Consider the following 26,279-nt stretch of genomic DNA (forward strand, 5'->3'; position numbering starts at 1 on the left):
CTGCGGCCTCTATACGACAGTTTTGCGCGCGCGTGCAGGGGGTGTTTCACGAAACGGCCATTTTGCCGCTGATCCAGGTCTCCCGCACCCGCAGCCGCTCGTCGAGATGCACGAGGTCGGCGGCCAGACCGGGCCGGATGCGGCCGCGCCGCCCGGCCATGCCCATGAAATCGGCCGGATAGGCGGAGGCCATGCGCAGCGCCTCGTCCAGCGGGATGCCGACACGCTCCACGGCGTTGCGCACCGCCGTCGCCATGTCCAGGGCGGATCCGGCCAGCGTGCCGTCGGCGGTGACGCAGCGGCCGTCCTCCACCCGGATCGCCTCGCCGTAGAGCGGAAAGCCGTTGGCCGAGCGATCTTCGCTAGCGCCGACCGGCGGCATCGCGTCGGTCACCAGGAACAGCCGGCCGCGGGCCTTCGCCTTCCAGGCCAGGCGGACGGAGGCGTCATGGACATGGTGCCCGTCGACGATGATCCCGCACCAGACCGTGTCGTCCTCCAGAGCGGCCCCGACCATGCCGGGCTCGCGCGAGCCGAGCGGGCTCATGGCGTTGAACAGGTGGGTCACCCCGGTGATGCCGGCGGCGAAGCCGGCCTTCGCCTGCGCCCAGGTGGCGGCGCTGTGGCCGGCGGCGACGCGCAGGCCGGCGGCCGCCAGCCGGCGGATCGGCTCCGGCGGAACCGTTTCCGGCGCCAGCGTGACCAGGGCCGGCAGGCCGGAGAGGCCGCCGAGCAGGGCGAGGTCGCCCGCGTCGGGGGGCGCGATGAAGCGCGCGTCGTGGACGCCGCGGCGCTCCGGCGCGATGTGCGGGCCTTCCAGATGGATGCCGAGCACGCCCGGCATTCCCTCCGCCAGCGCGGCGCGCACGGCGGCCACGGCGGCGGCGCGCTTGTCGGCCGAATCGGTGATGAGGGTGGGCAGCAGGCCGGTGGTGCCGAACCGGCGGTGCGCCCCGGCGATGCGGCGCAGCGTCGGCAGGTCGGGCGTGTCGTTGAACAGCGCGCCGCCGCCGCCATTCACCTGGAGGTCGATAAAGCCGGGGGCGAGGATTCCGCCGCCGAGGTCCGTCACCTCGGCCTCCGGCGGAATCGCCTCGGGCGCGACGACGGCGACGATGGTCGGCCCGTCGATCAGCAGGGCGGCACCCGCCAGCACCGAGTCGCCGGTGTGGAGCGTGGCGTTGACGAGCGCTTTCAGCGGCCGGTCGTCGGCGGGGCTGTGTGCGAGGCTCAATTCGGCACCCGATGGGCTGCGGCGGGGGATCGGCGGTGGGCCGACAGGAAAACCCGGCGCGGCCCACGGCGCAAGGGGGCGTCGCGCGGCCAAAGCCCTTCTTTTCCTAAGGACTATGGCGCTGGATTTGTTGGGGTATGGTGCTTGTTAGGGATTGCCAGAGGGGACAGGTTTCTGGCAGAAAAAAGGCCGCTGACGAACAGCGGCCTGAGTTTAGGGAGGAAACGCCCAAGAAGGGCGAAGCAGCAATCTCTTGCTGCGCTGCAAAATTAACAAAGATCTCAGGTGGGTGCAAACCCCGAAGCAATGGCCCCCATGCGGGGCCGTTGCTTTTTGCGGAGCCGCTGTGACCGGAGTGTCACAATATTGGCTGGTGCGATAGCATTGCTGGTTAACGCATCGGCACCCCGCATCAGGCTCCCCATCTGGACCCCATCTGGACCTGGGCGCGCGCTTTTCCGTTGTTCCGATCGTGCGATGGCGCCACAGCGCCCACATAGGATGCACCAGGACAACAAAAGGAGAGCCGCCCGTGACCGACCAGCCGTTCCCCGCCTCCACCCAAGGCAAACCGTCGGCGCTCGTCCGGTTCGATGCCTTCGCGGCGATGCTGGGCGACCGGCGGCCCGCCGTCTTCCTCGACTATGACGGGACCCTGACGCCCATCGTGGAGCGGCCCGATCTGGCGATCCTCGACGAGTCCGTGCGCGCGGTGATCCGGCGGCTGGCCGGACTGTGCCCGGTGGCGGTGGTCAGCGGGCGCGACCTGGACGACGTGGCCCGCCATGTCGGGATCGACGACCTGATCTACGCCGGCAGCCACGGTTTCGACATCCGTGGCCCTGGACTGCGCACCCAAATCGGCGAGGAGTATCTGGGCGACCTCGACGAGGCCGAGGCGGAGCTGTTGCGCCGTCTGCACGGGGTCGAGGGCGCGCTTGTGGAGCGCAAGCGCTTCGCCATCGCCATCCACACCCGGCGGGTCGCCCCGGACCGCAAGGCGTCGGTGGGCGACGCGGTGCAGGGCGTCGCGGCGGCCTTGCCGAAGCTGCGCGTCACCGGCGGCAAGGAGATTCACGAACTGCGGCCCAACGTCCCGTGGGACAAGGGCAAGGCGGTCCTGTCGCTGCTCGACACCCTGGGATTGGCGGGGTCGGAGACGCTGCCGCTCTATCTCGGCGACGACGAGACGGACGAGGACGCCTTCCGCGCCTTGGCGGCGCGTGGCGAGGGGCGGGGCGCCGGCATCCGAGTCATGGACCCGCCGGCCCCCAGCGCCGCCGGATGGAGCCTGAAGGACCCAACGGAGGCCGGCGCCTTTCTCGACCGTCTGGCCGCCCGGCTGGCGGAGGGGTGAACCGGCCCTCCGCTCCCCGTCGCTTTTCGGCCGAAAAAGGGGTAGGGTGGTCACCGGTCAATCGGCCGGTCAATCGGCCGGTCAATCGAGAGGTCTCACCATGGACATCGGCGCGCTCGGCGCACCGCGGATGCCGTCCCTGCCCGACGCCCAGGCCTCCGCCCTGGCGGGGCTTCAGGGCGCCCAGTCCCGCGCCGACGAGGCGGGGGCGCAGCTCGCCGCCGGCAACCTCGACCCGGCGGTGGTGGTCAGCCTGTCCGCCGCCCAGACCGATTTCGCGGCCAACGTCAAGGTCATGCAGGCGGCGCAGGACAACACCAAGCGCGTCCTCGACATGCTGGCGTGAGTTTTCACACCGCCAGATAGGCCCGGCGCACCGCCTCGTCCTCCAGCAGGGTCCGCATCGGGCCTTCGAAGCGGATCTGTCCTTTCTCGATGACGCTCGCCCGGTCGGCGACCGCCGCGGCGAAGGCGAGATTCTGCTCCGACACGAGGATCGACAGCCCCTCCGCCTTCAGGGCGCGCAGGGCGTCGGCCATCTGCTGCACGATGCGCGGGGCCAGACCCTCCGACGGCTCGTCGAGCAGCAGGAGCGACGGGTTGCCCATCAGCGTGCGGGCGAGCGTCAGCATCTGCTGTTCGCCGCCGCTCATCCGCCCGCCGCGGCGGCCCCGCATCTCGGCGAGGTTGGGGAAGAGGGCGTAGAGCCGCTCCGGCGTCCAATGGGGAGCGCCGTCGCGGGGCGGCTGGCGGCCGACCTCCAGATTCTCCTCCACCGTCAGGTCGGTGAAGACGCGCCGGTCCTCCGGCACGTAGCCGAGGCCGAGCCGCGCAATGCGGTGCGGCGGCAGGCTCGACACCTCGCGCCCATCGAAGGCGACCGCCCCGACGCGCCGGTCGAGCAGCCCCATGATCGCCTTCATCGTCGTGGTCTTGCCGGCGCCGTTGCGGCCCATCAGGGCGACCACCTCGCCCCGCTCCACCGACAGGTCGACGCCGGTCAGGATGTGCGCCCGCCCGTACCAGGCCTGGAGCCCGCGCACGCTCAGGAGAGGCTGGCCGGTCATGCCGCACCTCCCAGATAGACGGCCTGGACGCGCGGGTCGGCGCGCACGGCGTCGGGCGTGCCCTCGGCGATCAGTTGGCCGCGGTCGAGCACGATGATGCGGGTGGCGTGGCCGAACACGACGTCCATGTCATGCTCCGTGAACAGGACGGCGAGGCCGCGCTCGCGGACGAGGGAGGAGGTGAGCGCCATCAGCTCCTGCCGCTCGCCGGGGGCCATGCCGGCGGTGGGTTCGTCCATCAGCAGGATTTTCGGATCGCCGGCCAGCGCCATGGCGAGTTCGACGCACTTGAGGTCGCCGTAAGCCAGCACGCCGCAAGGGCGTTCCGCCTGGGCGCCCATGCCGACGCGCTCCAGCAGGGCCATCGCCTCGTCGCGGAACCCGGAGGCCGCCGGGGTCCACAGACCGAACAGACGCTTGTGGACCGAGAGCAGGACCATCTGCACATTCTCGCGCACCGTCATCGAGGCGAAGGTGGCGGTGATCTGGAAGGTGCGCCCGACGCCCATCCGCCAGATGCGGCGCGGCGGCAGGCCGACGATGTCCACCCCGTCCAGCCGCACCGTGCCCGCGTCGGGCAGCAGCTGGCCGTTCAGCAGGTTGAAGCAGGTGGTCTTGCCGGCCCCGTTCGGCCCGATCAGCGCCAGAACCTCCCCGGCGTCCAGCGCGAAGGACACGCCGCGCACGGCCTGCACGCCGCCGAAGGCGCGCTGGAGATTCTCCACGGCGAGGCGGCGGCTCATGCGTCCCTCCCACGGGTCCACAGGTCGCGGACGAAGCCGGCGACGCCCTTGGGGAAGGCCAGAACCAGCACCAGGATGATGGCGCCCAGGACCAGCCGCCACCAGTCGGTCCGGCTCATCGCCTCGGTCTCCAGCAGGTGGAACAGCGCAGCACCCACCACCGGGCCGCTCAGCGTCTGGATGCCGCCCATCAGCACCATGACCAGCGCGTCCACCGACACCGGCACGGCCATCAGGGTGGGGAAGACGCTGCCCTTGGCGAAGGCGTAGAGCCCGCCCGCCAGACCGGCGGCGGAGCCGGCCAGGGCGAAGCTCAGCCACTGGTGGCGGCGCACGTCGATGCCCACCGATTCGGCGCGCAGCGCGGAATCGCGCCCGGCGCGCAGCGTGTAGCCGAAGGGCGCGAAGGCGGCGCGGCGCAGCAGCAGCAGCGCGCCGCCCGACAGCGCCAGGGTCAGCCAGTAATAGGCGGCCTTGCCCGCCGCCCAGTCCGGCGGCCAGACGCCGAGGATGCCGTTGTCGCCGCCGGTGAAGCCGTACCACTGGAAGGTCACCGACCAGACGATCTGCGCGAAGGCCAGGGTGAGCATGGCGAAATACAGCCCCGACCGCCGCACGCAGAACCAGCCGGCGGCCAGCGCCCCCAGCCCGGCGAGCAGCGGGGCGGCGGCCAGCGCCAGCGGCATGGGGGCGGCCAGATGCTTGACCAGCAGGGCCGCGCCGTACGCCCCCAGTCCGAAATAGGCGGCGTGCCCGAAGGAGACGAGGCCGCCCAGCCCGATGAGCAGATGCAGGCTGGCCGCCAGCAGCGCCAGGATCACCACCTCGGTCAGCACGATCAGCGCGTAGTCGCCGGCGACCAGCGGCACCGCGGCCAGGAGAGCGAGCAGCAGGGCGGGCGCCCAGCGCGCCAGGCCGCCCGCGGCGACCAGCGGCGGGCCGGGGCTGGCGGCGGTGGGCGGCGCATCCTCCGCCCGGCCGAGCAGGCCGTAGGGGCGGATGACCAGCACCACCGCCATGAACAGGAAGACCAGGACCAGCGTGATCTGCGGGAAGACCAGGATGCCGAAGGCCTGCAACTGCCCGATCAGCAGCGAGGCGACGAAGGCGCCGGTCAGGCTGCCCATGCCGCCGACCACGACGACGACGAAGGCCTCGACGACGATGGCCATGTCCATGTGCAGGTTCACCGCCTCGCGCGGGACCTGAAGGGCGCCGCCCAGCCCGGCCAGCGCCGATCCGAGGAACAGCACCCCGGTGAACAGCCGCGCCGGGTCCACGCCGAGCGCCGAGGCCATGTCGCGGTCCTGCGTCGCCGCGCGGACCAGCGTGCCCCAGCGCGTGCGGTTGAACAGAAGCCAGAGCAGGCCGAGCACCAGCGGCCCCAGCCCGATCAGCACGAGGTCGAAGAGCGGGAAGGGCTGGTCGAGGATGTCCACGGAGCCCCGCAGCCCCGGCGCCCGCCGGCCCAGCAGATCCTCCGATCCCCAGATCCAGGAGGCGGCGTCCTGCACCACCAGCACCACGCCGAAGGTGGCGAGAAGCTGGAACAGCTCCGGCGAGCGGTAGAGGCGGCGCAGCAGCCCCACCTCCATCAGCGCGCCGAGCAGCCCGACCGCCAGCGAGGCGGCGGCCACCGCGCCCCAGAAGCCCAGCGGCGTGGTTCCCCAGCGCTCCACCAGCGTCCAGCCGAGATAGGCGCCCAGCATGTAGAAGGAACCGTGCGCGAAATTCACGATCCGCGTCACGCCGAACACGATGGTCAGCCCGGACGACACCAGGAACAGCGTCGCCGCCGTGGCGAGGCCGCTGAGGAACTGCACGAGATAGAAGGACATCGGCTCTTTTCGGCAGGGTCTGCGGGAGCGAGGTCCTGCCCCCTCCCTAGCCCTCCCCCGCTTTGCAGGGGAGGGGACTAAATTTCCCTCTCCTGCGGAGCGGGGGAGGGAAGGGGCCCGCGGCGCAGCCGTGGGAAGGGTGGGGGCAAGACTCCGCCCTTACTCCGGGCGCATCTTGCGGACGGCCTCGTCGGACGGCAGATAGTCCGCGCCGTCGGCGTAGCGCCAGCCGGTCATCACGCCCTGGCCGTTCTTCACCGTGGTCTTGCCGACATAGGCGCCCATGGTCGCCTGATGGTCGAGCGCGCGGAAGGTGATCGGGCCGAAGGGGCTGGAGAGCGGCAGGCCGGACAGCGCGTCCACGACCTTCTCCGGATCGGTGGAACCGGCCTTCTCGACGGCGGCGGCGATGGCCTTGAAGGTGGCGTATCCGACGACCGAGCCCTGGCGCGGCGGCTCGTTGAAGCGCTTCGCATAGGCCTCGCGGAAGGCCTTGTGCTCCGGCGTGTCGATCTGCTCCTGCGGGTAGCCGGTGACGATCCAGCCCTCCGGCGCCTCGTCCTTCATCGGGTCGAGATATTCCGGCTCGCCGGTCAGCAGGCTGACGACGGTGCGGTTGCGGAACAGGCCGCGCCCCTCGCCCTCGCGCACGAACTTGGCGAGGTCGGCGCCGAAGGTGACGTTGAAGATGGCGTCGGGCTTCGCCGCGGCCAGCGCCTGCACGGTCGGCCCGGCCTCCAGCTTGCCCTGGGCCGGCCACTGCTCGGCCACGAACTCGACGTCCGGGCGCTTCTCCGACAGGAGCTGGCGGAACCACTGCACCGCCGACTGGCCGTATTCGTAGTTGGGGGCGACGGTGGCCCAGCGCTTGGCCGGCAGCTTCGCCGCCTCCTCCACCAGCATGGCCGCCTGCATGTAGGTGCTGGGGCGCAGGCGGAAGGTGTAGCGGTTGCCCTTGGTCCAGGTGATGGCGTCGGTCAGCGGTTCCGCCGCCACGAAGGGCACCTTGTTGCGCGCGGCGAAGTCGGCCACGGCCAGCCCGACATGGGAGAAATAGGTGCCGGCCAGCAGCTCGACCTTCTCGTTCGACAGCAGCTCCTGCGCCACGCGCACGGCGTCGTCCGGCTTGCCGGCGTCGTCGCGGGAGACGACCTCCAGCTTGCGTCCGCCGAGCAGGCCGCCCGCCGCGTTCACCTCCTCGACCGCGAGCTGCCAGCCCTGGCGGTAGGGGACCGTGAAGGCCGGCAGGCCGGTGTAGCTGTTGATCTCGCCGACGCGAATCGGCTGGCCGCCGGATTGGGCCGGAGTGGATTGAGCCGGAGCGGATTGGGCGTGGGACGCCGACGGCGCGGCGATCCACAGGGCGGTGGCGAGGGCGGCAGCGCCCGGCGCAAGCAGGAGATGGCGGCGGTTCATGGTCGGCGGTATCCCGGCGCGGTTGGCGGCTGCGTGAACGCATGGAACGGCAGCGTGAACGCAATGTCTGCGTTCATAGCAAACCCACCGCAAAAGTCACCGTTCCGTTGCGCCGCACCAAGCCGGTTTTCACCAGACCGGTTTTCACCAGACCTGTTTTTCGCGGACCGGTGCCGGAGCCGCCGGCCTCACATCAGGCGGGAGAGGAGCATGAGGAAGGTCGCCTGCTCCTCCGGGGTCAGCGGGTCCAGCGTGCGGTGATGCGCCCGGGTGGCGTTCGCCAGCAGGGTGCTGACCAGCGATTGGCCGGCGCGGGTCAGGCTGACGCTGGTGCGGCGCCGGTCCTGCGGGTCCGGCTGGCGCTCCACCAGCTTGCGCTCGACCAGACGCAGGATCACACCCTGGGTGGTCGCCGGGTCCATGAAGGTCAGCCGGCCGAGCTGGTTCTGCGACAGCGACCCCTCGGTCCGCAGCGTGACCAGGGCGCCCCACTGGGTCGGGGTGAGTTGGGAGTCGCCGATCATGTCCATGAAGATGGAGGACGCGCGCTGGTGGGCCCGGCGAAGGCGATAGTGCGCCTGCCCGGTCAGCAGGTAATCGTCGGTCGGAGGATGGGCGATCTGATCCATGGGCGCACACGAGCGTTGCGGAGCCGGACCGTTTCCGGTTGCGGCGGGTGTCGGCGGAACACCGTGCGACAGGTTCGGCGCCGAACCCGGGGAATGTTCCCGGGCTTGCGCCAAATGCAGCAGGCTTCGCTTTGAAGCCTAGGGGTGGAAGTCGCAATAGGCAACGCTCGTTGCTGCGGCATAGAGCCACAGTCTAAGCCCCTTCACTATTTGCAATGAAAAGCACTCGCGAACGAAGATGAGTCGCGCGTTTCAAGAATCTTGCCGGGGGACTAGGCTGCAATCTGCATATGCGGGTGTGTTTTGGTCCTACCAGAGGGTTGCCCGTATTTCGATTATGGGTTTTGTTTCGGCGGGTAAGTGTTCGGTGGCGGAGTCCTTTCGCGGTCGGACTTCGGCAGGTCGCCATCGGGTGGCGGAACACTCCCCGGTGTGTAGGGCGGCATCACGACATCGTCACCCGGGTGGCGCGGTGATTTGGGCGGCGGGGGAGTGGTCAGGGTTCTGGTCATGCTCGGCGCGTCCTCATGGTTCGGGTTGGCGCGGCTCCGGACCGCCCTTGCGTGAACGGATGCCGCCGATGGCTGGTTCCCGAACCGGGGGCGTGTGCCTTCGTGGTCGTATGACCTTAGCTCTAATGATGCGGGCGTATGGCAATAGAGTGCCCGTCTGACGCAAGTCTTGTTGCGCCAACAACACAGGGGCGGGCAAAAACCACGGCTGAACGGCTTCACTGTTGCACGGACATCACGCCATGAGTTGTCTTTGCAGCGACTGTCCGCTTCTGCCGGAGCGGCGAATGCACATTCCGAGGCCATTCGGCCGCCCGATACGAGCCACTGATTTCAGCCTTGCGCGGTGACCCATGAAGCCCAGCTCCCTGTCCTTCCTCGCCCTCGCGCTCGCGCCCACCGTGCTGACGGCGCTGCCCGCGGCCACGCCGGTGGGCGCCCAGGAACTGCAGCCCGGTGAAACCGTGCTGGAGCGCCGCCGTCCGGAGGTCGAACAGCTCGGCATCCGCGCCGGATCGTTCCGTATCCTGCCGCGCATCGAGACCGGCCTGACCTATGAAAGCAACGTCTTCGCGACCGAGAACGACACCCGCGACGACTTCATCTGGGTCACCCAGCCGCGCGTCGACGTGCGTTCGGATTTCAACAACCACGCCCTGAACTTCTCGGCCTCCGGCAACATCGGCCGCTTCTTCGACTACTCGTCGGAGAACTACGCCGATTACCGGGCGCAGGTGGACGGCCGCTACGACATCACCCGCGACAGCTCGGTCAGCGGCCTGCTGTTCAGCCGCCGCGACCACGAGGGGCGGTCCGACCCGAACTTCGACGTGTCGCTGGGAACCGGCACCGTGGTGCCGCGCTTCGCGGAGCCGGTGAACTACTTCACCCACGGCGGCGAGGCGTCGTTCAACCAGCGCTTCAACCGCCTGCGCGTCCGCCTGACCGGCGGGGCCCAGTACACCTCCTACCAGGACGCCGAGCTGACCAGCGGGCGGACGGAGTCGCAGGAGGACCGCGACCGCTGGAGCTACACGGGCACCGCCCGCGCCGGCTACGAGTTCATCCAGGGTTACGAGGCCTTCGTCCAGGGCTCCTACAACTGGACCCGCTACCGGCTGACCCCGGATTTCGGCGGCGTCAACCGCGACTCGGACGGCTACGAGGTCGTCGGCGGCCTGTCCACCGACCTCACCGGCCTCATCAACGGCGAGATCTATGCCGGCTATCTGAGCCGGACGTACGACGATCCGACGCTGAAGGATTTCGGCGGTCTGGCCGTGGGCGGCCGCCTGAACTGGTCGGTGACCCAGCTCACCTCGGTCACCGGATCGCTCAGCCGTCAGGTCCGCGAATCGACCTACGCCCGCGGCAGCCAGATCGCGTCGAGCTACAACCGCACCGTCGCCGCCGTCGGCGTGGATCACGAGCTTCTGCGCACCCTGCTGCTGAACGCCCGCGTCCAGTGGCGCCAGGACGACTTCAACGGTGTGGACCGCACCGACGACGTCTACACGCTGGGGGCCGGCGCCAGCTACCAGCTCAGCCGCTATGTCTTCGTGAATGGCGGTTATACTTACGAAAAGCGTAACTCGAACCTCAGTGGTTTCGATTACTCCGACAATCTGGTCTATCTGCGCGTCGGCGCTCAGATGTAATCAGTTCGTCTGAAGCATGCACAGAGGGGCGCTCATCTGCCGATGGGCGCCCCTTTTGCATTTCCGCCTATACGGTGACGCGAATCCTTTTCCTCCGTTGGCGTTACTTCCTCTCCACTTTTTCCCAAGCGCGTGCGAGTTGCTAGTCTCCCTCCGTGACCGCTCAGGGTTCGGCCGCTCCGTCCACGGGCTGGCGGGCCCGATGTCCTCACGAGCTATGGAGAAGGGTTAGGGATGAATCGACGTAACGTGTTCCGCGCGCTCGGAATGACCGTGGTCGCCGCCGCGATGGTCGGCTGCGCCGGTGGCCAGGATGCCCCTCTCGAACCGCCGGGCGTCGCCCAGATGACGGATTACCGCCTGGGGGCCGGCGACGCGCTGCGCGTCATCGTCTTCGGCGAGGAGCAGCTCTCCGGCGAGTTCCGCGTCGACGGTTCGGGCAAGGTCGCCATGCCGCTGATCGGCGAGGTGACGGCCCGCGGCCACACCCCGCGCGAACTGGAGACCGACATTTCCAAGCGCCTGTCGCAGGGTTACGTCCGCGACGCCAAGGTCAGCGTCGAGGTGCTGAACCACCGGCCCTTCTTCATCCTGGGCGAGGTCCGCAACCCCGGCCAGTACCAGTATGTCAACGGCATGACCGCCCTGTCCGCGGTGGCGATGGCCGGCGGCTACACCTACCGCGCCAAGGAGGACTACGTCCTGATCACCCGCGGGGCCGATCCCAAGAAGGAGCTGCGCCGCGCCCCAATCACCACCCCAGTGATGCCCGACGACGTGCTGCGCGTGCCGGAGCGTTATTTCTGATCGGCGCCGGGTTCCGAACACTCGCCAGACGGTCCATCAGACGGCCCATTTGTTTCGGAAGACTGGGGCAGCCGCCCCGCCACCATTCGACGCCATGACGATGTCCCTCTTCCCGCCGGGAGGAGGGACATTTTTTGTGTCCCGAGGTCGTCGCCGCAGCGCTCACCCGTCGTCGCGGGTGCCCTCGCCGAAGGGGAGATCGCCCTTGCGGAAGGCGTCGGCTCCCTTGGAGTGGCCCGAGGGCGCGCGGGCGTCGGGAGCGGCGGCATCCTGAGCGCTGGCGGTGGGGGGTGGCCGGGTGCCCGCCGCCTCGTCGTCGGTGCCCAGCGGGGCCGCCGCGGGGTCCGAGGCGGGGATCTTGTCGCCGGTCAGGCCCTTGTCGATGGCGTCGCGCAGGCGCTGCGCCCCGGCGTTGGGGGTGTCGGGCTTGTCCATGGGGGAACCCTGGGTCGGTTGCGTGGAAGGATCGTCCCTTCTCCCAACCGGGGCCTGGAGGCACGGTTCCGCCCGGACGGGGCGGCGCGGCCGTTTCAGGAGCGCAGGGCGTCCCGGTCGGCCTCGTCCAGGCTGTCGAGCCAGTCGTCCATGGAGATCATCGGCGGCTCGTCGCCGGCCCGCCGGGTGGCCTCCACGAGCTCGGTGTCGGCGGTGTTGGAATGGACGATGAACCACAGCATCAGCCGATTCGCGTCGTCGTCGGTCAGCGGATCGCCACGCTCGGCGGTCTCGATCAAGGCATCGATGCCGGCGAGGTAGTGGCGGTGGGCGTGCTCGTGCGGCTCCCGCCGCTCGGCGGTCAGAACGGCCATCTCCGCCGCTTCCGTGGCGAAATGCTCGGCCACCTCGCGCCGGAGCGCGGTCAGCTCCGCCAACCCGACCGGACCGCCTGCGGTCATCGCCGACAGGAGATCGAGGATGGCGCCGTGCTCCGCGTCGATGACGCCGGAACCGGTCGGGATCAGGGAGCCGATGGACGGGTGGTGTGGCATGGAGATGATTGAGGATCAGTCCGACGACGGATGAGCAGGTGGCGCTGGTGGCCTCGCTGAGTCAGTTTCCGGTTTGTCTTTTTAGCTCAGTGGGTTGTCTCGCGGATGAGGTTGGTTGGCAGTTGCCCAAACGCTTAGCAGGTCCAGAACTGGAGCCAGGATGATCGCTTATAGCACAGCAAGTACCTAATCAGCATCATAGACTGTGGTGGAAAGTTTCTAATGGACGTTTCAAACGCGGCACGGGGATCACATTTTCTTCTTTGAGTGGATAAATTATCATCATAAATTATTAAAAGTTGGAGAAAGGGCGGCACCAAGCTGAAAAAGGCCGATGGCTGGGTGCCGACGCAATGGGCCATTAGGAGATGAGAAAATGGATAGAAACGCGATTGTCAGGTCGATGATAGATACTAACGGATACGGCCTGGAGATCGGAGCAAGTTATAATCCTGTACTACCCAAGAAGAATGGCTACAATATACGCATAGCCGATTATGCAAGCCATGATCATCTCCGAGAGTTGCATGGTCTAGGTCCCGATTATATTGAAGATGTAGATTATGTGACGTTTGGTGGTCCTGTATCTAAGGCGGTTGGTGACGAAAAATGCTTCGACTACATCGTTGCATCGCATATGATTGAGCATTGCGTTGATTTTATCGGCTTTCTTAAAGATTGTGAGACGTTGCTGAAGCCAGAGGGTGCGCTTGTTTTAGTTGTTCCGGATAAAAGAAACTGCTTCGATCTCTTCCAGTCACTCTCTAGTGTGGGTGAAATGCTGGATGTTCATTTGAAGCAACCGAAAAAGCACGCATCGGGAAAGCTCTTTGATCATATGGCTTATGCAGTGGGACGCAATGGCCACATCGTGTGGCCACATGGCTGTCCCGTTGAGTTGGATTTTATTCACACCCTTCCGGAAGCTCTTGCTGCGTTTCACTCAGCGGAAGCCAGTGATGCCTATAATGACTGCCATTCATGGCGCTTTACACCGAGCAGCTTTCGCTTGATCATCAATGATCTCCATGAAATTGGAGCGGTGAGACTAAGAGAAAATTGCTTTTGCGAAGGCAATGGCCCAGAATTCTATGTTAGCTTAAGTTTTAATGGCAATGGAATTCCATTGAAACGAATTGACTTGTCCAAAAAAATCATCAGAGAAATTTCAGAAATTATTACAGATTAAACTGTTATTGCCGCGCTTGCGTTAATAGTTTCAGGTTCTGTCTGACAGCCTGCTACAGCGGAGGCAGTGCTGTATCATGGCAAGCTTGAGCATAGCCATGTAGTCGACGGCGAGCTTGTGGTGTCGGGTGGCGACGGATCGACAGCCTTTCAGCCATCCGATGCCGCGCTCGACGGCGTTTCTACGTCGGTAGGCCTCACGGTCGAAGTGGGGCGGGCGCCCTGGCCGTTTGCGTCTGCGCTTGTCGTCGCGCATGGCGATGACCGGTTGAATGCCGCGCCCGCGCAGGTGCTGGCGAAACCAGTTGGCGCTGTAGCCTCTGTCGCCGGCCAAGCGCCGCGGTCTGGTTCGCGGGCGCCCGCGCCGGGAGGGCAGGCGCACCGCCTCCAGAGTGGCGATGGCGAAGGGCAGTTCCTGGCGTTGCCCGGCACTGAGTACAGCCGCCAGCGGCAGGCCGTTGGCATCGGTCACCAGATGGACCTTGGTCCCGAAGCCACCATGCGAGCGGCCGAGCGCATGGTCGTCTGGTTCCTCCGCGGCCCCTTTTTTCCGCCGCCGGCCGATCGCCTGGCCCGGATGTTGGTGCCATCAATGCACCACAGCTCCGCATTGATCCGCACCTCCTCATCCAGTTGCAGGCGCACGCGATCGAACAGTTCGTCACGCCGCCACCGGACGAAGCGGTCGTATACGGTCTGCCTCCGCCCATAGCGCTCCGGAATGTCATGCCACCGTGCCCCGGTGTTCAGCTTCCACATCAGCCCGTTCACCATCTGACGATGATCGCGCCAAAGGTCACCGCCCCGCGGACCGGAGCACGGCATCAAATCCGCAATCCGCTCCCACTGTCCGTCGCTCAGCTCGTAACGACGCAGTCCTGTCTGTCGCTCTGCCATTCCTGCCATGTCGGGCCCATCAGACCGACGTCAACTGGCCGTCAGACAGAACCCAAGCAAGCACAAAAGCAGTCTTCGCGTACGGTTGATCGGCGGCCACGGAACCAATGGCATATGGAAGTCCCGCGCAAGAACAGACCAGAGCCGAATTCTACAGTTGAGCCTGAGAGGCTGAAGGGTGCGAACTGTTGAACAGAGTCTCCGCTTTTTGGAGGCTCCCATGAGCAGAGCTCTGGATGTGTTGCCGGGTTGGCCGGCGCGGCTCGATGAGCTGTTCGGCCGCATTTCTGGTGAGTTCTCGCGTGCCGAGCCGCGTCGGCAGGCCCGCAAGTACCCGGAAGGGCTGCTCGGCGGCGCCAAGCGCAAGAACGGCTGGCAACTGGCCGAACAGATCGGCGACGCCCGGCCCTGGAGCACGCAGCGGGTGCGCAGCCATGTGCTGTGGGACCAGGATCGCGTCCGAGACATATGCCGCGCCTCCGTCGTCGAGCAACTCGGCCGTGATGGTGTGCTCATCGTCGATGAAACCGGCTTCCTCAAGAAGGGCGAGCACTCCGTGGGCGTAGCCCGGCAATACTCCGGCACCGCCGGGCGTACCGATAACTGCCAGGTTGGCGTGTACCTGGCCTACGCCACCGACCGCAGCCACGCGCTGGTCGACCGTCGGCTCGACCTGCCCGAGGGCTGGCTGGACGACGCGCATCGGCGCGAGGGCCGCATCCCGGCCGACGTGGCGTTCGCCACCAAGCCGGCGATGGCGCGGGCGATGATCGCGCAGGCCCTGGATGCCGGCGTGCCGTGCGGCTGGGTGGCGGCGGACGCGCTTTAAGGCTCGGACAAGAGCCTGCGCGTGCTGCTGGAGCAGCGCGGGATTCCCTACGTGCTGGCGGTGCGCGGCAACGAGGTGATGAACGTCCTGACCGCTGAGCGCAAGTTCCTCCATCTCAAGGCCTCGGCCTTGGCCGGCCTCGTGACCGAGGATGGCTGGAAACGGCTGAGCGCCGGCGTCGCGCCAAGGGGCAGCGCTATTCCGACTGGGCCCGGTTGCGCCTGTTCCGCTTGCAGGACCCGCCACCTCATCACCGCCTTCCAGAGGCAGTGTCCACCCGGGCTCGCCCTGATCCTCAGTTGGTCGGTGTGGCGGCGAACCCATCAGGCCGTCGCCCGGTCGTATCACTGGGGCCGCCATTTCATGACCGAGCAGCCTCAACTGTAGGACTAAGTGGCTGCCGTAACACAAACAGGATGGGTGAAGCCCCTCCGCAGCGGCCTCTAACCCCTTAAATTCATTGGTGCCGGTTGCAGGGCTCGAACCCGCGACCTTCGGTTTACAAAACCGCTGCTCTACCAACTGAGCTAAACCGGCGTGCCGCCCGGCCAGACCGCGGCGGGCGCCTACACTAGCGTCCCCCGCGGTGCGCGGCAAGCCTCACCTGTGCGGCGCGCTCGGCGACGTGTCAGCGCAGCCGGGCGACCTCGTAGAGGGCGACGGCGGCGGCGTTGGACACGTTCAGGCTGCCCACCGGCCCCTGCGTCGGCAGGCGGGCGATGACGTCGCAGCGCTCCATGGTCAGGCGGCGCAACCCGGCGCCTTCCGCCCCCAGCACCAGCGCGGTGCGGCCCGTCAGGTTGCATTGGGCGAGCGTGCTCTGCCCCGACTCGGCGAGGCCGACGGTCCAGAAGCCGGCCTGCTGGAGGTCGGCCAGCGCGCGGGCGAGGTTGGTCACGCGCACCAGCGGCACCGACTCCAGCGCGCCCGAAGCGCTCTTGGCCAGCACGCCGGTGGTCTCCGGCGCGTTGCGTTCGGTCACCACCACCGCCTTGGCGCCGAAGGCCGAGGCGGAGCGCAGGATGGCGCCGACGTTGTGCGGGTCGGTCACCTGGTCGAGGACGACGATGAGCGCCGACGGGTCCGAATCGGCCTCCGCACAAAGGTCCTCGATCCCGAACTCTTCCAGAGGGGCTACGTCCACCGCCACGCCCTGGTGCACGGCGCCCGGCGGCAGCATGCGGTCCAGGTCGTTACGGTCGGCCGGCATCAGGCTCGGCCGCTGAAGCCCGCGGGCCTTGGCCTGGGCCAGCACCGGCTCCAGCGCGGCGCGGCCCGCCTCGGTCGCGATCAGGCGGTGGATGCGCCGCTCCGGGTTCAGCCACGCCGCCGAAACCGGGTGCAGGCCGTAGAGCAGGACGCCCTGCGCGCCGCGCCCGGAGGGGCGGTCGCCGCGCGACTCGCGGTGGGACGGAGAGTGGCTCTTGGCCGGGGCAGGGGGCTGGCCGTGGGGCGCGGATGGCTTCTTCGAACGGGTCATGGTGTCCGGCTGGAGGGGGCGGGGCTAAGCCCGCCGCGGTTATTCACAGTTTTCTGGTTTGGACTGCTTCAGACGTGTTGACAAGGCCTGAAAAATTCTCATAGTGCCGAACTCCGCGGCGGGCATGTCCCGCAGCGGGCCTGAGGAAGGGTGGCCGAGTGGTTAAAGGCAGCAGACTGTAAATCTGCCCGCGTACGCGTACGCTGGTTCGAATCCAGCCCCTTCCACCACTACATTCCACGGCTTGTCCGTGATCGCAGTTCCCGGTCGATAGCGCCGGGCGGGGCGTGGCAGGCGGGTGTAGCTCAATGGTAGAGCAGAAGCCTTCCAAGCTTACGACGGGGGTTCGATTCCCCTCACCCGCTCCAATCCCCCCGCGCTAAGGGAAATGTCGGTCTCGGCCGGGCCATTGTGTGCGTCCGGAACGTCGGGAACGAAAGACCAAAGCGATGGCGAAGGCAAAGTTTGAGCGGAACAAGCCGCACTGCAACATTGGCACGATCGGCCACGTCGACCACGGCAAGACGTCGCTGACGGCGGCGATCACGAAGGTGCTGGCCGAGAGCGGCGGCGCGACCTTCACCGCCTACGACCAGATCGACAAGGCGCCGGAAGAGAAGGCCCGTGGCATCACGATCTCGACCGCCCACGTCGAGTACGAGACGACCAACCGCCACTACGCCCACGTCGATTGCCCGGGCCACGCCGACTACGTGAAGAACATGATCACGGGCGCCGCGCAGATGGACGGCGCGATCCTGGTCGTGTCGGCCGCCGACGGCCCGATGCCGCAGACCCGCGAGCACATCCTGCTGGCCCGCCAGGTCGGCGTGCCGGCGCTGGTGGTGTTCATGAACAAGGTCGACATGGTCGACGATCCGGAGCTGCTCGAGCTGGTCGAGATGGAGGTGCGCGAGCTGCTGTCCTCCTACCAGTTCCCGGGCGACGACATTCCGATCGTCAAGGGCTCGGCGCTGTGCGCTCTGGAGGACCGTTCGCCGGAGATCGGCCGTGACGCCATCCTCAAGCTGATGGCCGAGGTCGACCAGTACATCCCGCAGCCGGAGCGTCCGAAGGACCGTCCGTTCCTGATGCCGATCGAGGACGTGTTCTCGATCTCGGGCCGCGGCACGGTGGTGACCGGCCGCGTCGAGCGTGGCATCGTCAAGGTCGGCGAGGAAGTCGAGATCGTCGGTCTGAAGACCACGGTGAAGACCACGGTGACCGGCGTCGAGATGTTCCGCAAGCTGCTCGACTCGGGTGAGGCTGGCGACAACATCGGCGCGCTGCTGCGCGGCACGAAGCGTGAGGACGTCGAGCGCGGCCAGGTTCTGGCCAAGCCGGGCAGCATCACGCCGCACACCACCTTCAAGGCCGAGGCCTACATCCTGACGAAGGAAGAGGGTGGCCGTCACACGCCGTTCTTCACCAACTACCGTCCGCAGTTCTACTTCCGCACGACCGACGTGACGGGCATGGTGAAGCTGCCGGAAGGCACCGAGATGGTGATGCCGGGCGACAACATCTCCATGGAAGTCGAGCTGATCGCTCCGATCGCCATGGACGAGGGCCTGCGCTTCGCCATCCGCGAGGGTGGCCGGACCGTCGGCGCCGGCGTCGTCGCCTCGATCATCAAGTAAGTTGAGGAGTCGATCCCGCCGCCGTTCCCCCATGGTTCGGCGGCGGGGTTGATCCCTGTCGATTTCGGCATGCCGGCCGATAAAAAGGCTAGCAAGCCACGCGGCTATGCGCTATAAGCTCCGCTCCCCGCCGGGGGTAGAGCCTGCGGCGATAGGAGTGTAGCTCAATTGGTAGAGCACCGGTCTCCAAAACCGGGGGCTGGGGGTTCGAGCCCCTCCACTCCTGCCACGCCGTACCGAACAAGAACGGGTCGCTGACCGCGCCCTACACGTCGCACCGGAGCCCGCACGGTCTACGATGGCAAAAGTGAACCCCGCAGAATTCGCGCGCGACGTCCGCCGCGAGGTGGCCAAGGTCACCTGGCCGACCCGCAAGGAAACCGGCGTGACGACCGCCATGGTGTTCGTCATGGTGGTGCTGGCTTCGCTGTTCTTCCTCGTCGTGGATCAGGTGCTGGCCTTCGCCGTCCGTATGATCCTTGGGCTGGGAGCCTGATCGCCATGGCCGCGCGCTGGTACGTCGTTCACGTCTATTCGGGCTTCGAGAAGAAGGTTTCCCAGGCCATCCGCGAGAAGGCGGCGCAGAAGGGTCTGGAAGACAAGTTCGAAGAAATCCTGGTGCCGACCGAGGAAGTGGTCGAAGTGCGCCGGGGCTCCAAGATCAACACCGAGCGGAAGTTCTTCCCCGGCTACGTCCTCATCAAGATGGATTTGACGGACGAGTCCTGGCATCTCGTGAAGAACACGCCGAAGGTCACCGGGTTCCTGGGTGGCGGCGGCAAGCCGCAGCCGATCAGCCAGCGCGAAGCCGAGCGGATCATTCATCAGGTGCAGGAAGGCTTTGAGCGCCCCAAGCCCTCGATCACCTTCGAGGTGGGCGAGCAGGTTCGTGTGAGCGACGGCCCCTTCACCTCCTTCAACGGCATCGTCGAGGAAGTCGACGAGGAAAAGGCCCGCCTCAAGGTGGCGGTGTCGATCTTCGGCCGCTCCACGCCGGTCGAGCTGGAATACACCCAGGTCGAGAAGGTCTGAGACCAACAGTTTTCCCGGGGCACATGATGAACAGTCATGTGCTCCTTTCTGCTGCGGAAGGCCCGCCATAGCCGCACCGCAAAGCCCCGCGACGCCGGACAGCGTATCGAGGCGTCGTATCTGGAGGTTGTGACATGGCAAAGAAAATCGTCGGCTTCATCAAGCTGCAGGTTCCGGCCGGCAAGGCGAATCCGTCGCCGCCCATCGGCCCGGCGCTCGGTCAGCGCGGCCTGAACATCATGGAGTTCTGCAAGGCGTTCAACGCCAAGACGCAGGACCTCGAAGTCGGTATGCCGATCCCGGTGGTCATCACCGCCTACGGCGACCGTACCTTCACCTTCGTCACGAAGACCCCGCCGGTCAGCTACTTCCTGAAGAAGGCCGCTGGCATCGACAAGGGCTCGCAGACCACCGGCAAGGGCGCTTTCGCCGGCAAGATCACGAAGACCCAGATTCGTGACATCGCCGAGAAGAAGATGAAGGACCTGAACGCCCACGACGTCGAGGCGGCCGCGAGCATGATCGCTGGTTCCGCCCGCTCGATGGGCCTCGAAGTGGTGGAGGGCTGATCCCATGGCGAAGCTCGGCAAGCGTCTGACCGATTCCTACAAGAAGGTCGACCGCGAGGCGCTCTACTCCCTGGAAGGCGCCGTCACCCTGCTGAAGGGCCTGCCCAAGGCGAAGTTCGATGAGACCATCGAAATCGCCATGAACCTGGGCATCGACCCGCGTCACGCCGACCAGATGGTCCGCGGCGTCGTGAACCTGCCGAACGGCACCGGCAAGACCGTGCGCGTCGCCGTGTTCGCCAAGGGCACCAAGGCGGACGACGCCCTGGCCGCCGGCGCGGACATCGTCGGCGCCGACGATCTGGCCGAGAAGATCCTGGCCGGCAACATCGACTTCGACCGCTGCATCGCGTCCCCGGACATGATGGGCGTCGTCGGCAAGCTCGGTAAGGTCCTCGGCCCGCGCGGCCTGATGCCGAACCCGAAGCTGGGCACCGTGACCCCCGACGTGGCCGGCGCCGTCAAGGCCGCCAAGGCCGGCGCCGTGGAGTTCCGCGCCGAGAAGACCGGCATCGTGCACGCCGGCGTCGGCAAGGCCAGCTTCTCGGAAGAGGCCCTGGTGCAGAACATCCGCGCCTTCGTGGATGCCATCACCCGCGCCAAGCCGACCGGTGCCAAGGGCCAGTACCTGCTGAAGGTCTCGCTGTCCTCGACGATGGGCCCGGGCCTGAAGCTGGATCTGTCCACTCTGGCCGCCACGGCCTGAGTGACCTGAGTTTCGCCGCCGGCTCCCTCGGGAACCGGCGGCGATCGGGTGTCCCTGCGGGGGCGCCCACCCTGTCCAAGACCGCTGGTGCCCGCGTTTCTCCGGAGACAGAGGCTTAAACCCGCCAGAGCAGACAGGAGTTGAACCGTTAACCACGCGGGCCCGCCCGCGGTTCAGGAACGGCTCGAACTTCTGGGACAGGTTCGCCGGGGCTCCCGACCGCAAGGGAAGGGGCCTCTCGTAAACCTCTGTGCAAGGAGGCGATCCGTGGATCGTACACAAAAAGAAGCGACGATCGCGGACCTGCAGTCGAAGCTCCAGGACACGGGCCTGGTGGTGGTCACCCACCATCTGGGCCTGACGGTGGCGGAAGTCACCGACCTGCGTGGCAAGATTCGGGCCGCGGGCGCGAGCTTCAAGGTGACGAAGAACCGGCTCGCCCGCCGCGCCCTTCAGGGCACGCAGTTCGAAGGTCTGGACGGTCTCTTCAAGGGGCCGACCGCGATCGCTTACTCGAAGGACCCCGTGGCGGCCGCCAAGGTGGTGGCCGACTACGCCAAGACCAACGAGAAGCTGAAGATCGTCGGTGCCGCTCTCGGCGACCAGATCCTCGACGTGGAGGGAGTGAAGGCTCTCGCCACGCTCCCGTCGCTGGACGAACTGCGCGCCAAGCTCGTGGGCATGATCCAGACCCCGGCGACCCGTATCGCCGGCGTTCTCCAGGCTCCGGGCGGCCAGGTCGCCCGTGTGCTGGCGGCCTACGCGAAGAAGGACGAGGCGGCCTGAGCCGCACCCGTCTAGCTGTCTACCCATCCCAGAACATCGAGTTGTTGGAGCATCAAAATGGCTGATCTGCAGAAGCTGGTCGACGATCTCTCGGCCCTGACCGTCATCGAGGCCGCCGAGCTGTCGAAGCTGCTGGAAGAGAAGTGGGGCGTCTCCGCCGCCGCTCCGGTGGCCGTTGCCGCCGCCGGTCCGGCCGCCGCCGCCGCCCCGGTCGAAGAGCAGACCGAGTTCAACGTGATCCTCGCCGATGCCGGCGACAAGAAGATCAACGTGATCAAGGAAGTCCGCGCCATCACCGGCCTGGGCCTGAAGGAAGCCAAGGACCTGGTCGAAGGCGCTCCGAAGCCGGTCAAGGAAGGCGTGTCGAAGGACGAGGCCGCCAAGATCAAGAAGCAGCTTGAAGAGGCCGGCGCGAAGGTCGATATTAAGTAAGACCGTCTTGCTGCGACGGATAAGACATATCCACGCCGGACGGCGGCTGGTCCCCGAGGGGGCCCGCCGCCGCACGGCGTTTTCTGCCTTCCACCGGACCGGGTTTCTCGGTCCGGCTCTTTCCGTCCCTGCATAAGGGGCGGGCCGCGCGATCATCGCCGCGTCGCGGCGAGCACCCTGGTTCGCGTGCTTCTGGTCGAGCGTACTCACGATTCTGACGTTTGGGGACATCCATGGCCAAATCCTTTACGGGTCGAAAGCGTGTTCGGAAGAGCTTCGGGCGCATCCCGGAAGTCACCCAGATGCCCAACCTCATCGAGGTGCAGCGCAGCTCCTACGACCACTTCCTGCAAATGGACGTCCCGCCGGAGAAGCGGGCCAACCTGGGTCTGCAGGAGGTGTTCCGGTCGGTGTTCCCGATCAAGGACTTCTCCGACCGCGCCGTCCTCGACTTCGTGAAGTACGAGCTTGAGCAGCCGAAGTATGACGTCGAGGAGTGCCAGCAGCGCGGCATGACCTTCGCCGCCCCGCTGAAGGTGACCCTGCGCCTCTCCGTCTTCGACGTGGAAGAGGACACGGGCCTGCGCTCGATCCGCGACATCAAGGAGCAGGACGTCTATATGGGCGACATGCCCCTGATGACGGCCAACGGCACCTTCATCATCAACGGCACCGAGCGCGTCATCGTCTCGCAGATGCACCGCAGCCCGGGCGTCTTCTTCGACCATGACAAGGGCAAGACCCACTCGTCGGGCAAGTATCTCTTCGCCGCCCGCGTGATCCCGTACCGCGGCTCCTGGCTGGACTTCGAGTTCGACGCCAAGGACCTCGTCTACGTGCGCATCGACCGCCGCCGCAAGCTGCCGGCCACCACGCTGCTGTTCGCCCTGGACGGCGCGGAGACCGAGGCGCTGCGCGCGGAGCGCAAGGCCCAGAAGAAGGACCTGCTGCCCTACGAGGCGCAGGGCATGGCGAAGGAAGAGATCCTCAATTTCTTCTACGATACCATCACCTACACCCGCGCGTCGGGCGGCTGGAAGACCCCCTTCAACGCCGACCGCATGAAGGGCGTGAAGGTCGCCTCCGACCTCGTGGACGCGACCTCCGGCCAGGTCGTCGCCGAGGCCGGCACCAAGATGACGCCGCGCCTGATCAAGAAGCTGGTCGAGGGCGGCCTCACCGAGCAGCTCGTCTCCACCGAGGAGCTGACCGGCCGCTACCTCGCCGTCGACATCATCAACGAGCGGACCGGCGAAGTCCTGTTCGAAGCCGGTGACGAACTGTCGGCCAGCGACCTCGACAAGCTGGAGAAGGCCGGCGTGGACGAGCTGCCGGTGCTGGCGATCGACCACCTCAACGTCGGCGCCTACATCCGCAACACGATGGCCGCCGACCGCAACGCGTCCCGCGAGGACGCGCTGATCGACATCTACCGCGTCATGCGTCCGGGCGAGCCGCCGACCCTGGAGTCGGCCGAGGCGCTGTTCGCCGGCCTGTTCTTCGACAGCGAGCGCTACGATCTGTCGGCGGTGGGCCGCGTCAAGATGAACGCGCGCCTGAACTTCCAGACCGAGGACAGCGTCCGCGTCCTGCGCAAGCAGGACATCATGTCGATCCTCAAGGTCCTGGTGAACCTGAAGGACGGCCGCGGCGAGATCGACGACATCGACCATCTCGGCAACCGCCGCGTCCGCTCGGTCGGCGAGCTGATGGAGAACCAGTACCGCGTCGGCCTGCTGCGCATGGAGCGCGCGATCCGCGAGCGCATGAGCTCGGTCGAGATCGACACGGTCATGCCGCACGACCTGATCAACGCCAAGCCGGCGGCGGCGGCGGTGCGCGAGTTCTTCGGTTCCTCGCAGCTCTCGCAGTTCATGGACCAGACCAACCCGCTGTCCGAGATCACGCACAAGCGTCGTCTCTCGGCCCTCGGCCCGGGCGGTCTGACCCGCGAGCGCGCCGGCTTCGAGGTGCGCGACGTGCACCCGACGCACTATGGCCGCATCTGCCCGATTGAGACGCCCGAAGGCCCGAACATCGGTCTGATCAACTCGCTGGCGACCTACGCCCGCGTGAACCAGTACGGATTCATCGAGAGCCCGTACCGCAAGGTGCGCGACAGCATCGTCACCGACGAGGTGGTCTACCTCTCCGCCATGGAGGAGGGCCGCTACGTCGTCGCCCAGGCCAACGCCGAGCTGGACGCGGACAACCGCTTCGCCGCCGACCTCGTGTCGTGCCGGCAGGGCGGCGAGTACCTGATGTTCCGCCCGGAGGCCATCGACCTGATCGACGTGTCGCCGAAGCAGCTCGTCTCCGTCGCCGCGGCGCTGATCCCGTTCCTCGAGAACGACGACGCGAACCGCGCGCTGATGGGCTCGAACATGCAGCGTCAGGCGGTGCCGCTGGTCAAGGCCGACGCGCCGCTGGTCGGCACGGGCATGGAGGCCACGGTGGCCCGCGACAGCGGCGTGACCATCGTCGCCAAGCGCAAGGGCATCGTCGACCAGATCGACGCGACCCGCATCGTGGTCCGGGCGACCGACTCGTCCGACGCCACCGCGCCGGGCGTGGACATCTACAACCTGCTGAAGTTCCAGCGTTCCAACCAGAACACCTGCATCACCCAGCGTCCGCTGGTGAAGGTGGGCGACCGCGTGGCGGCCGGCGACATCATCGCCGACGGCCCCTCGACGGAGCTGGGCGAGCTGGCGCTGGGCCGCAACGTGCTCGTCGCCTTCATGCCGTGGAACGGCTACAACTTCGAGGACTCGATCCTCATCAACGAGCGCATCGTCAAGGACGACGTCTTCACCTCGATCCACATCGAGGAGTTCGAGGTCATGGCCCGCGACACCAAGCTGGGCCAGGAGGAAATCACCCGCGACATTCCGAACGTCGGTGAGGAAGCCCTCAAGAACCTCGACGAGGCGGGCATCGTCTACATCGGCGCCGAGGTCCGTCCGGGCGACATCCTGGTCGGCAAGGTGACGCCGAAGGGCGAAAGCCCGATGACTCCGGAAGAGAAGCTGCTGCGCGCCATCTTCGGCGAGAAGGCGTCCGACGTCCGCGACACCTCGCTGCGCCTGCCGCCGGGCGTCGCCGGGACGATCGTCGAGGTCCGCGTCTTCAGCCGCCGCGGCGTCGACAAGGACGAGCGCGCCCTGGCGATCGAGCGGGCCGAGATCGAGAAGCTGGCCAAGGACCGCGACGACGAGCGCGCGATCCTGGAGCGCAGCTTCTACACCCGCCTGAAGGAGGTCATCCTCGGCCAGACCGCGCAGTCCGGTCCGAAGGGCATGAAGGCCGGCACGGTGCTCACCGACGCCGAGTTGGCGAACCTGACCAAGGGCCAGTGGCGCCAGATCTCCATCGCCGACGAGCAGGTGATGGAGACGGTGGAGAGCCTGGGCAAGGTCTTCGACGACTCGATCCAGGCGCTGCAGAACCGCTTCGAGAACAAGGTCGAGAAGCTGCAGCGCGGCGACGAGCTGCCGCCGGGCGTGATGAAGATGGTCAAGGTCTTCGTCGCGGTGAAGCGCAAGCTGCAGCCGGGCGACAAGATGGCCGGCCGCCACGGCAACAAGGGTGTGGTGTCCCGCATCCTGCCGCAGGAGGACATGCCGTACCTGGAAGATGGCCAGCCGGTCGATCTGGTGCTGAACCCGCTGGGCGTGCCGTCGCGCATGAACATCGGTCAGATCCTGGAGACCCACCTGGGCTGGGCGTCGGCCGGCCTCGGCAAGCAGATCGGCCGCGCCATCGACCAGTACCGCCTCGCCATGAAGGGCCGCGGCGACGCCGCCCAGACCATGGAGGGCCTGCGCATCACGCTGAAGGAAGCCTACGGCCAGAAGGTCTACGACGACCAGATCGCCGACATGACCGAAGGCGAGCTTCTGGAGCTGGGCGGCAACCTGCGCAAGGGCGTCCCCTTCGCCACGCCGGTCTTCGACGGCGCGCGCGAGGAGGACATCTGCCAGCAGCTGGAGAAGGCGGGCCTGGACCGCTCCGGTCAGGTCACCCTGATCGACGGGCGCACCGGCGAGGCCTTCGACCGCAAGGTGACCGTCGGCTACATCTACATGCTGAAGCTGCACCACCTCGTGGACGACAAGATCCACGCGCGCTCGATCGGTCCCTACTCGCTGGTCACCCAGCAGCCGCTCGGCGGTAAGGCCCAGTTCGGCGGACAGCGGTTCGGTGAGATGGAAGTGTGGGCGCTCGAAGCCTACGGCGCCGCCTACACGCTGCAGGAGATGCTCACGGTCAAGTCGGACGACGTGTCCGGCCGCACCAAGGTCTACGAGGCGATCGTCCGCGGCGACGACAACTTCGAGGCGGGCATCCCTGAGTCCTTCAACGTTCTGGTCAAGGAGCTGCGCTCCCTGGGCCTGAACGTCGAGCTGAACCAGCGGTCGTACTGAGCCCAAGAGACTTGAACCCGCCAGAGGAGGGGCCATGTTGGCC

At 67.0% G+C, this 26,279-nt stretch carries 25 protein-coding genes and 4 tRNA genes; 18 read left to right on the forward strand and 11 right to left on the reverse strand.

The window, feature by feature from the left end; translation table 11 throughout:
- Window positions 1–46 precede the first annotated feature (46 nt).
- Entirely contained in the window at window positions 47–1,234 is a 1,188-nt protein-coding gene (gene nagA, locus TSH58p_RS15110) for an N-acetylglucosamine-6-phosphate deacetylase (protein WP_199229999.1), read from the reverse strand.
- Window positions 1,235–1,766: 532 nt separating this feature from the next.
- On the opposite strand from nagA, the gene otsB reads away from it, so the two are divergent.
- Both otsB and TSH58p_RS15120 read left to right on the forward strand, forming a co-directional pair.
- The gene (gene otsB / locus TSH58p_RS15115) at window positions 1,767–2,591 is read left to right on the forward strand and encodes a trehalose-phosphatase (protein WP_109469259.1); all 825 of its coding nucleotides are present in this window, start codon (window positions 1,767–1,769) and stop codon (window positions 2,589–2,591) included.
- A 100-nt stretch (window positions 2,592–2,691) separates the two neighbouring features.
- Window positions 2,692–2,937: a hypothetical protein gene (locus TSH58p_RS15120; RefSeq protein WP_109067692.1), complete on the forward strand. Its 246-nt coding sequence runs from the start codon at window positions 2,692–2,694 to the stop codon at window positions 2,935–2,937.
- A 4-nt stretch (window positions 2,938–2,941) separates the two neighbouring features.
- On the opposite strand, the gene TSH58p_RS15125 is transcribed toward TSH58p_RS15120, so the two are convergent.
- The 5 genes from TSH58p_RS15125 to TSH58p_RS15145 form a co-directional block, all read right to left on the reverse strand.
- A complete protein-coding gene (locus TSH58p_RS15125) occupies window positions 2,942–3,658 on the reverse strand; it encodes an ABC transporter ATP-binding protein (RefSeq protein WP_109067691.1) in 717 nt (238 codons plus the stop codon).
- Window positions 3,655–4,401 (reverse strand): ABC transporter ATP-binding protein, encoded by a 747-nt coding sequence (locus TSH58p_RS15130; protein WP_109067690.1) that lies wholly within the window; start codon window positions 4,399–4,401, stop codon window positions 3,655–3,657. Before TSH58p_RS15130 ends, TSH58p_RS15125 begins: the two co-directional genes overlap by 4 nt.
- Entirely contained in the window at window positions 4,398–6,239 is a 1,842-nt protein-coding gene (locus TSH58p_RS15135; protein ID WP_109067689.1) for an ABC transporter permease, read from the reverse strand. The genes TSH58p_RS15130 and TSH58p_RS15135 overlap by 4 nt, the downstream gene beginning before the upstream one ends.
- 159 nt (window positions 6,240–6,398) lie before the next feature.
- Entirely contained in the window at window positions 6,399–7,655 is a 1,257-nt protein-coding gene (locus TSH58p_RS15140; RefSeq protein ID WP_109067688.1) for an ABC transporter substrate-binding protein, read from the reverse strand.
- 188 nt (window positions 7,656–7,843) lie between these two features.
- On the reverse strand, window positions 7,844–8,284 hold the full coding sequence (locus TSH58p_RS15145; protein ID WP_109067687.1) for a MarR family winged helix-turn-helix transcriptional regulator: 441 nt from the start codon (window positions 8,282–8,284) through the stop codon (window positions 7,844–7,846).
- Between the two features lie 865 nt (window positions 8,285–9,149).
- On the opposite strand from TSH58p_RS15145, the gene TSH58p_RS15150 reads away from it, so the two are divergent.
- The gene (locus TSH58p_RS15150; protein WP_109067686.1) at window positions 9,150–10,454 is read left to right on the forward strand and encodes an outer membrane beta-barrel protein; all 1,305 of its coding nucleotides are present in this window, start codon (window positions 9,150–9,152) and stop codon (window positions 10,452–10,454) included.
- 234 nt (window positions 10,455–10,688) lie between these two features.
- The gene (locus TSH58p_RS15155) at window positions 10,689–11,261 is read left to right on the forward strand and encodes a polysaccharide biosynthesis/export family protein (RefSeq protein ID WP_094306334.1); all 573 of its coding nucleotides are present in this window, start codon (window positions 10,689–10,691) and stop codon (window positions 11,259–11,261) included.
- 162 nt (window positions 11,262–11,423) lie between these two features.
- Here the strand turns inward: TSH58p_RS15155 and TSH58p_RS15160 are convergent, their stop codons facing one another.
- Both TSH58p_RS15160 and TSH58p_RS15165 read right to left on the reverse strand, forming a co-directional pair.
- Window positions 11,424–11,696: a hypothetical protein gene (locus TSH58p_RS15160; RefSeq protein WP_109067685.1), complete on the reverse strand. Its 273-nt coding sequence runs from the start codon at window positions 11,694–11,696 to the stop codon at window positions 11,424–11,426.
- Between the two features lie 95 nt (window positions 11,697–11,791).
- A complete protein-coding gene (locus tag TSH58p_RS15165; protein ID WP_109067684.1) occupies window positions 11,792–12,250 on the reverse strand; it encodes a hypothetical protein in 459 nt (152 codons plus the stop codon).
- Window positions 12,251–12,626: 376 nt separating this feature from the next.
- Here TSH58p_RS15165 and TSH58p_RS15170 point away from each other — a divergent pair, with 376 nt between their 5' ends.
- Window positions 12,627–13,439, forward strand: a complete 813-nt coding sequence (locus TSH58p_RS15170; RefSeq protein WP_158282536.1) for a methyltransferase domain-containing protein — start codon at window positions 12,627–12,629, stop codon at window positions 13,437–13,439.
- A gap of 30 nt (window positions 13,440–13,469) precedes the next feature.
- On the opposite strand, the gene TSH58p_RS15175 is transcribed toward TSH58p_RS15170, so the two are convergent.
- Window positions 13,470–14,335 (reverse strand): IS5 family transposase gene (locus TSH58p_RS15175; protein WP_371732423.1). Its coding sequence is split into 2 segments (ribosomal slippage): window positions 13,470–13,976 and window positions 13,979–14,335, totalling 864 coding nucleotides; the frame shifts between segments, so codons are not numbered across the junction.
- 220 nt (window positions 14,336–14,555) lie between these two features.
- Between TSH58p_RS15175 and TSH58p_RS15180 the strand changes: the two genes are divergently transcribed.
- Entirely contained in the window at window positions 14,556–15,164 is a 609-nt protein-coding gene (locus tag TSH58p_RS15180; protein WP_109067682.1) for an IS701 family transposase, read from the forward strand.
- A gap of 21 nt (window positions 15,165–15,185) precedes the next feature.
- A complete protein-coding gene (locus TSH58p_RS15185) occupies window positions 15,186–15,551 on the forward strand; it encodes a hypothetical protein (protein ID WP_109067681.1) in 366 nt (121 codons plus the stop codon).
- 74 nt (window positions 15,552–15,625) lie between these two features.
- Here the strand turns inward: TSH58p_RS15185 and TSH58p_RS15190 are convergent.
- Both TSH58p_RS15190 and rlmB read right to left on the reverse strand, forming a co-directional pair.
- A tRNA-Thr gene (locus TSH58p_RS15190) sits at window positions 15,626–15,701 on the reverse strand.
- Between the two features lie 91 nt (window positions 15,702–15,792).
- Window positions 15,793–16,644 carry a 23S rRNA (guanosine(2251)-2'-O)-methyltransferase RlmB gene (gene rlmB, locus TSH58p_RS15195; RefSeq protein ID WP_109067680.1) on the reverse strand — a complete coding sequence of 284 codons (852 nt, stop codon included), beginning with the start codon at window positions 16,642–16,644 and terminating at the stop codon, window positions 15,793–15,795.
- A gap of 144 nt (window positions 16,645–16,788) precedes the next feature.
- Here rlmB and TSH58p_RS15200 point away from each other — a divergent pair.
- From TSH58p_RS15200 to rpoB, 11 genes are all read left to right on the forward strand, one after another.
- Window positions 16,789–16,874, forward strand: a tRNA-Tyr gene (locus TSH58p_RS15200).
- A 64-nt stretch (window positions 16,875–16,938) separates the two neighbouring features.
- Window positions 16,939–17,012, forward strand: a tRNA-Gly gene (locus TSH58p_RS15205).
- Between the two features lie 81 nt (window positions 17,013–17,093).
- Window positions 17,094–18,284: an elongation factor Tu gene (tuf, locus tag TSH58p_RS15210; RefSeq protein WP_014241041.1), complete on the forward strand. Its 1,191-nt coding sequence runs from the start codon at window positions 17,094–17,096 to the stop codon at window positions 18,282–18,284.
- Window positions 18,285–18,437: 153 nt separating this feature from the next.
- Window positions 18,438–18,513: transfer RNA gene (locus TSH58p_RS15215), tRNA-Trp, on the forward strand.
- A 69-nt stretch (window positions 18,514–18,582) separates the two neighbouring features.
- Window positions 18,583–18,780 (forward strand): preprotein translocase subunit SecE, encoded by a 198-nt coding sequence (secE, locus tag TSH58p_RS15220; RefSeq protein WP_035675069.1) that lies wholly within the window; start codon window positions 18,583–18,585, stop codon window positions 18,778–18,780.
- A 5-nt stretch (window positions 18,781–18,785) separates the two neighbouring features.
- A complete protein-coding gene (gene nusG, locus TSH58p_RS15225; RefSeq protein WP_038526785.1) occupies window positions 18,786–19,316 on the forward strand; it encodes a transcription termination/antitermination protein NusG in 531 nt (176 codons plus the stop codon).
- 134 nt (window positions 19,317–19,450) lie between these two features.
- Complete coding sequence (gene rplK / locus TSH58p_RS15230) at window positions 19,451–19,885, forward strand: 50S ribosomal protein L11 (RefSeq protein ID WP_014241051.1); 435 nt, start codon at window positions 19,451–19,453, stop codon at window positions 19,883–19,885.
- Window positions 19,886–19,889: 4 nt separating this feature from the next.
- Complete coding sequence (gene rplA, locus TSH58p_RS15235) at window positions 19,890–20,591, forward strand: 50S ribosomal protein L1 (protein WP_109469260.1); 702 nt, start codon at window positions 19,890–19,892, stop codon at window positions 20,589–20,591.
- Window positions 20,592–20,858: 267 nt separating this feature from the next.
- Window positions 20,859–21,377, forward strand: a complete 519-nt coding sequence (gene rplJ / locus TSH58p_RS15240) for a 50S ribosomal protein L10 (RefSeq protein WP_109469261.1) — start codon at window positions 20,859–20,861, stop codon at window positions 21,375–21,377.
- Between the two features lie 57 nt (window positions 21,378–21,434).
- Window positions 21,435–21,809 (forward strand): 50S ribosomal protein L7/L12, encoded by a 375-nt coding sequence (gene rplL, locus TSH58p_RS15245; RefSeq protein ID WP_014241048.1) that lies wholly within the window; start codon window positions 21,435–21,437, stop codon window positions 21,807–21,809.
- A 233-nt stretch (window positions 21,810–22,042) separates the two neighbouring features.
- A complete protein-coding gene (rpoB, locus tag TSH58p_RS15250; protein WP_109469262.1) occupies window positions 22,043–26,236 on the forward strand; it encodes a DNA-directed RNA polymerase subunit beta in 4,194 nt (1,397 codons plus the stop codon).
- The last annotated feature ends 43 nt before the right edge of the window (window positions 26,237–26,279 follow it).

Origin of the sequence: Azospirillum sp. TSH58, assembly GCF_003119115.1 — a bacterium.
Classification (GTDB): domain Bacteria; phylum Pseudomonadota; class Alphaproteobacteria; order Azospirillales; family Azospirillaceae; genus Azospirillum.

Bases quoted from the DNA above. Each gene is read 5' to 3' on its own strand.
- nusG (WP_038526785.1), top strand. From the start codon at position 18,786: ATGGCCGCGCGCTGGTACGTCGTTCACGTCTATTCGGGCTTCGAGAAG.
- TSH58p_RS15180 (WP_109067682.1), top strand. From the start codon at position 14,556: ATGAGCAGAGCTCTGGATGTGTTGCCGGGTTGGCCGGCGCGGCTCGAT.
- tuf (WP_014241041.1), top strand. From the start codon at position 17,094: ATGGCGAAGGCAAAGTTTGAGCGGAACAAGCCGCACTGCAACATTGGC.
- rpoB (WP_109469262.1), top strand. From the start codon at position 22,043: ATGGCCAAATCCTTTACGGGTCGAAAGCGTGTTCGGAAGAGCTTCGGG.
- rplK (WP_014241051.1), top strand. From the start codon at position 19,451: ATGGCAAAGAAAATCGTCGGCTTCATCAAGCTGCAGGTTCCGGCCGGC.
- TSH58p_RS15155 (WP_094306334.1), top strand. From the start codon at position 10,689: ATGAATCGACGTAACGTGTTCCGCGCGCTCGGAATGACCGTGGTCGCC.
- TSH58p_RS15145 (WP_109067687.1), bottom strand. From the start codon at position 8,284: ATGGATCAGATCGCCCATCCTCCGACCGACGATTACCTGCTGACCGGG.
- TSH58p_RS15130 (WP_109067690.1), bottom strand. From the start codon at position 4,401: ATGAGCCGCCGCCTCGCCGTGGAGAATCTCCAGCGCGCCTTCGGCGGC.
- TSH58p_RS15170 (WP_158282536.1), top strand. From the start codon at position 12,627: ATGGATAGAAACGCGATTGTCAGGTCGATGATAGATACTAACGGATAC.
- rplL (WP_014241048.1), top strand. From the start codon at position 21,435: ATGGCTGATCTGCAGAAGCTGGTCGACGATCTCTCGGCCCTGACCGTC.
- TSH58p_RS15135 (WP_109067689.1), bottom strand. From the start codon at position 6,239: ATGTCCTTCTATCTCGTGCAGTTCCTCAGCGGCCTCGCCACGGCGGCG.
- secE (WP_035675069.1), top strand. From the start codon at position 18,583: ATGGCAAAAGTGAACCCCGCAGAATTCGCGCGCGACGTCCGCCGCGAG.
- TSH58p_RS15140 (WP_109067688.1), bottom strand. From the start codon at position 7,655: ATGAACCGCCGCCATCTCCTGCTTGCGCCGGGCGCTGCCGCCCTCGCC.
- rplA (WP_109469260.1), top strand. From the start codon at position 19,890: ATGGCGAAGCTCGGCAAGCGTCTGACCGATTCCTACAAGAAGGTCGAC.
- TSH58p_RS15165 (WP_109067684.1), bottom strand. From the start codon at position 12,250: ATGCCACACCACCCGTCCATCGGCTCCCTGATCCCGACCGGTTCCGGC.
- TSH58p_RS15160 (WP_109067685.1), bottom strand. From the start codon at position 11,696: ATGGACAAGCCCGACACCCCCAACGCCGGGGCGCAGCGCCTGCGCGAC.
- TSH58p_RS15150 (WP_109067686.1), top strand. From the start codon at position 9,150: ATGAAGCCCAGCTCCCTGTCCTTCCTCGCCCTCGCGCTCGCGCCCACC.
- TSH58p_RS15125 (WP_109067691.1), bottom strand. From the start codon at position 3,658: ATGACCGGCCAGCCTCTCCTGAGCGTGCGCGGGCTCCAGGCCTGGTAC.
- TSH58p_RS15120 (WP_109067692.1), top strand. From the start codon at position 2,692: ATGGACATCGGCGCGCTCGGCGCACCGCGGATGCCGTCCCTGCCCGAC.
- rlmB (WP_109067680.1), bottom strand. From the start codon at position 16,644: ATGACCCGTTCGAAGAAGCCATCCGCGCCCCACGGCCAGCCCCCTGCC.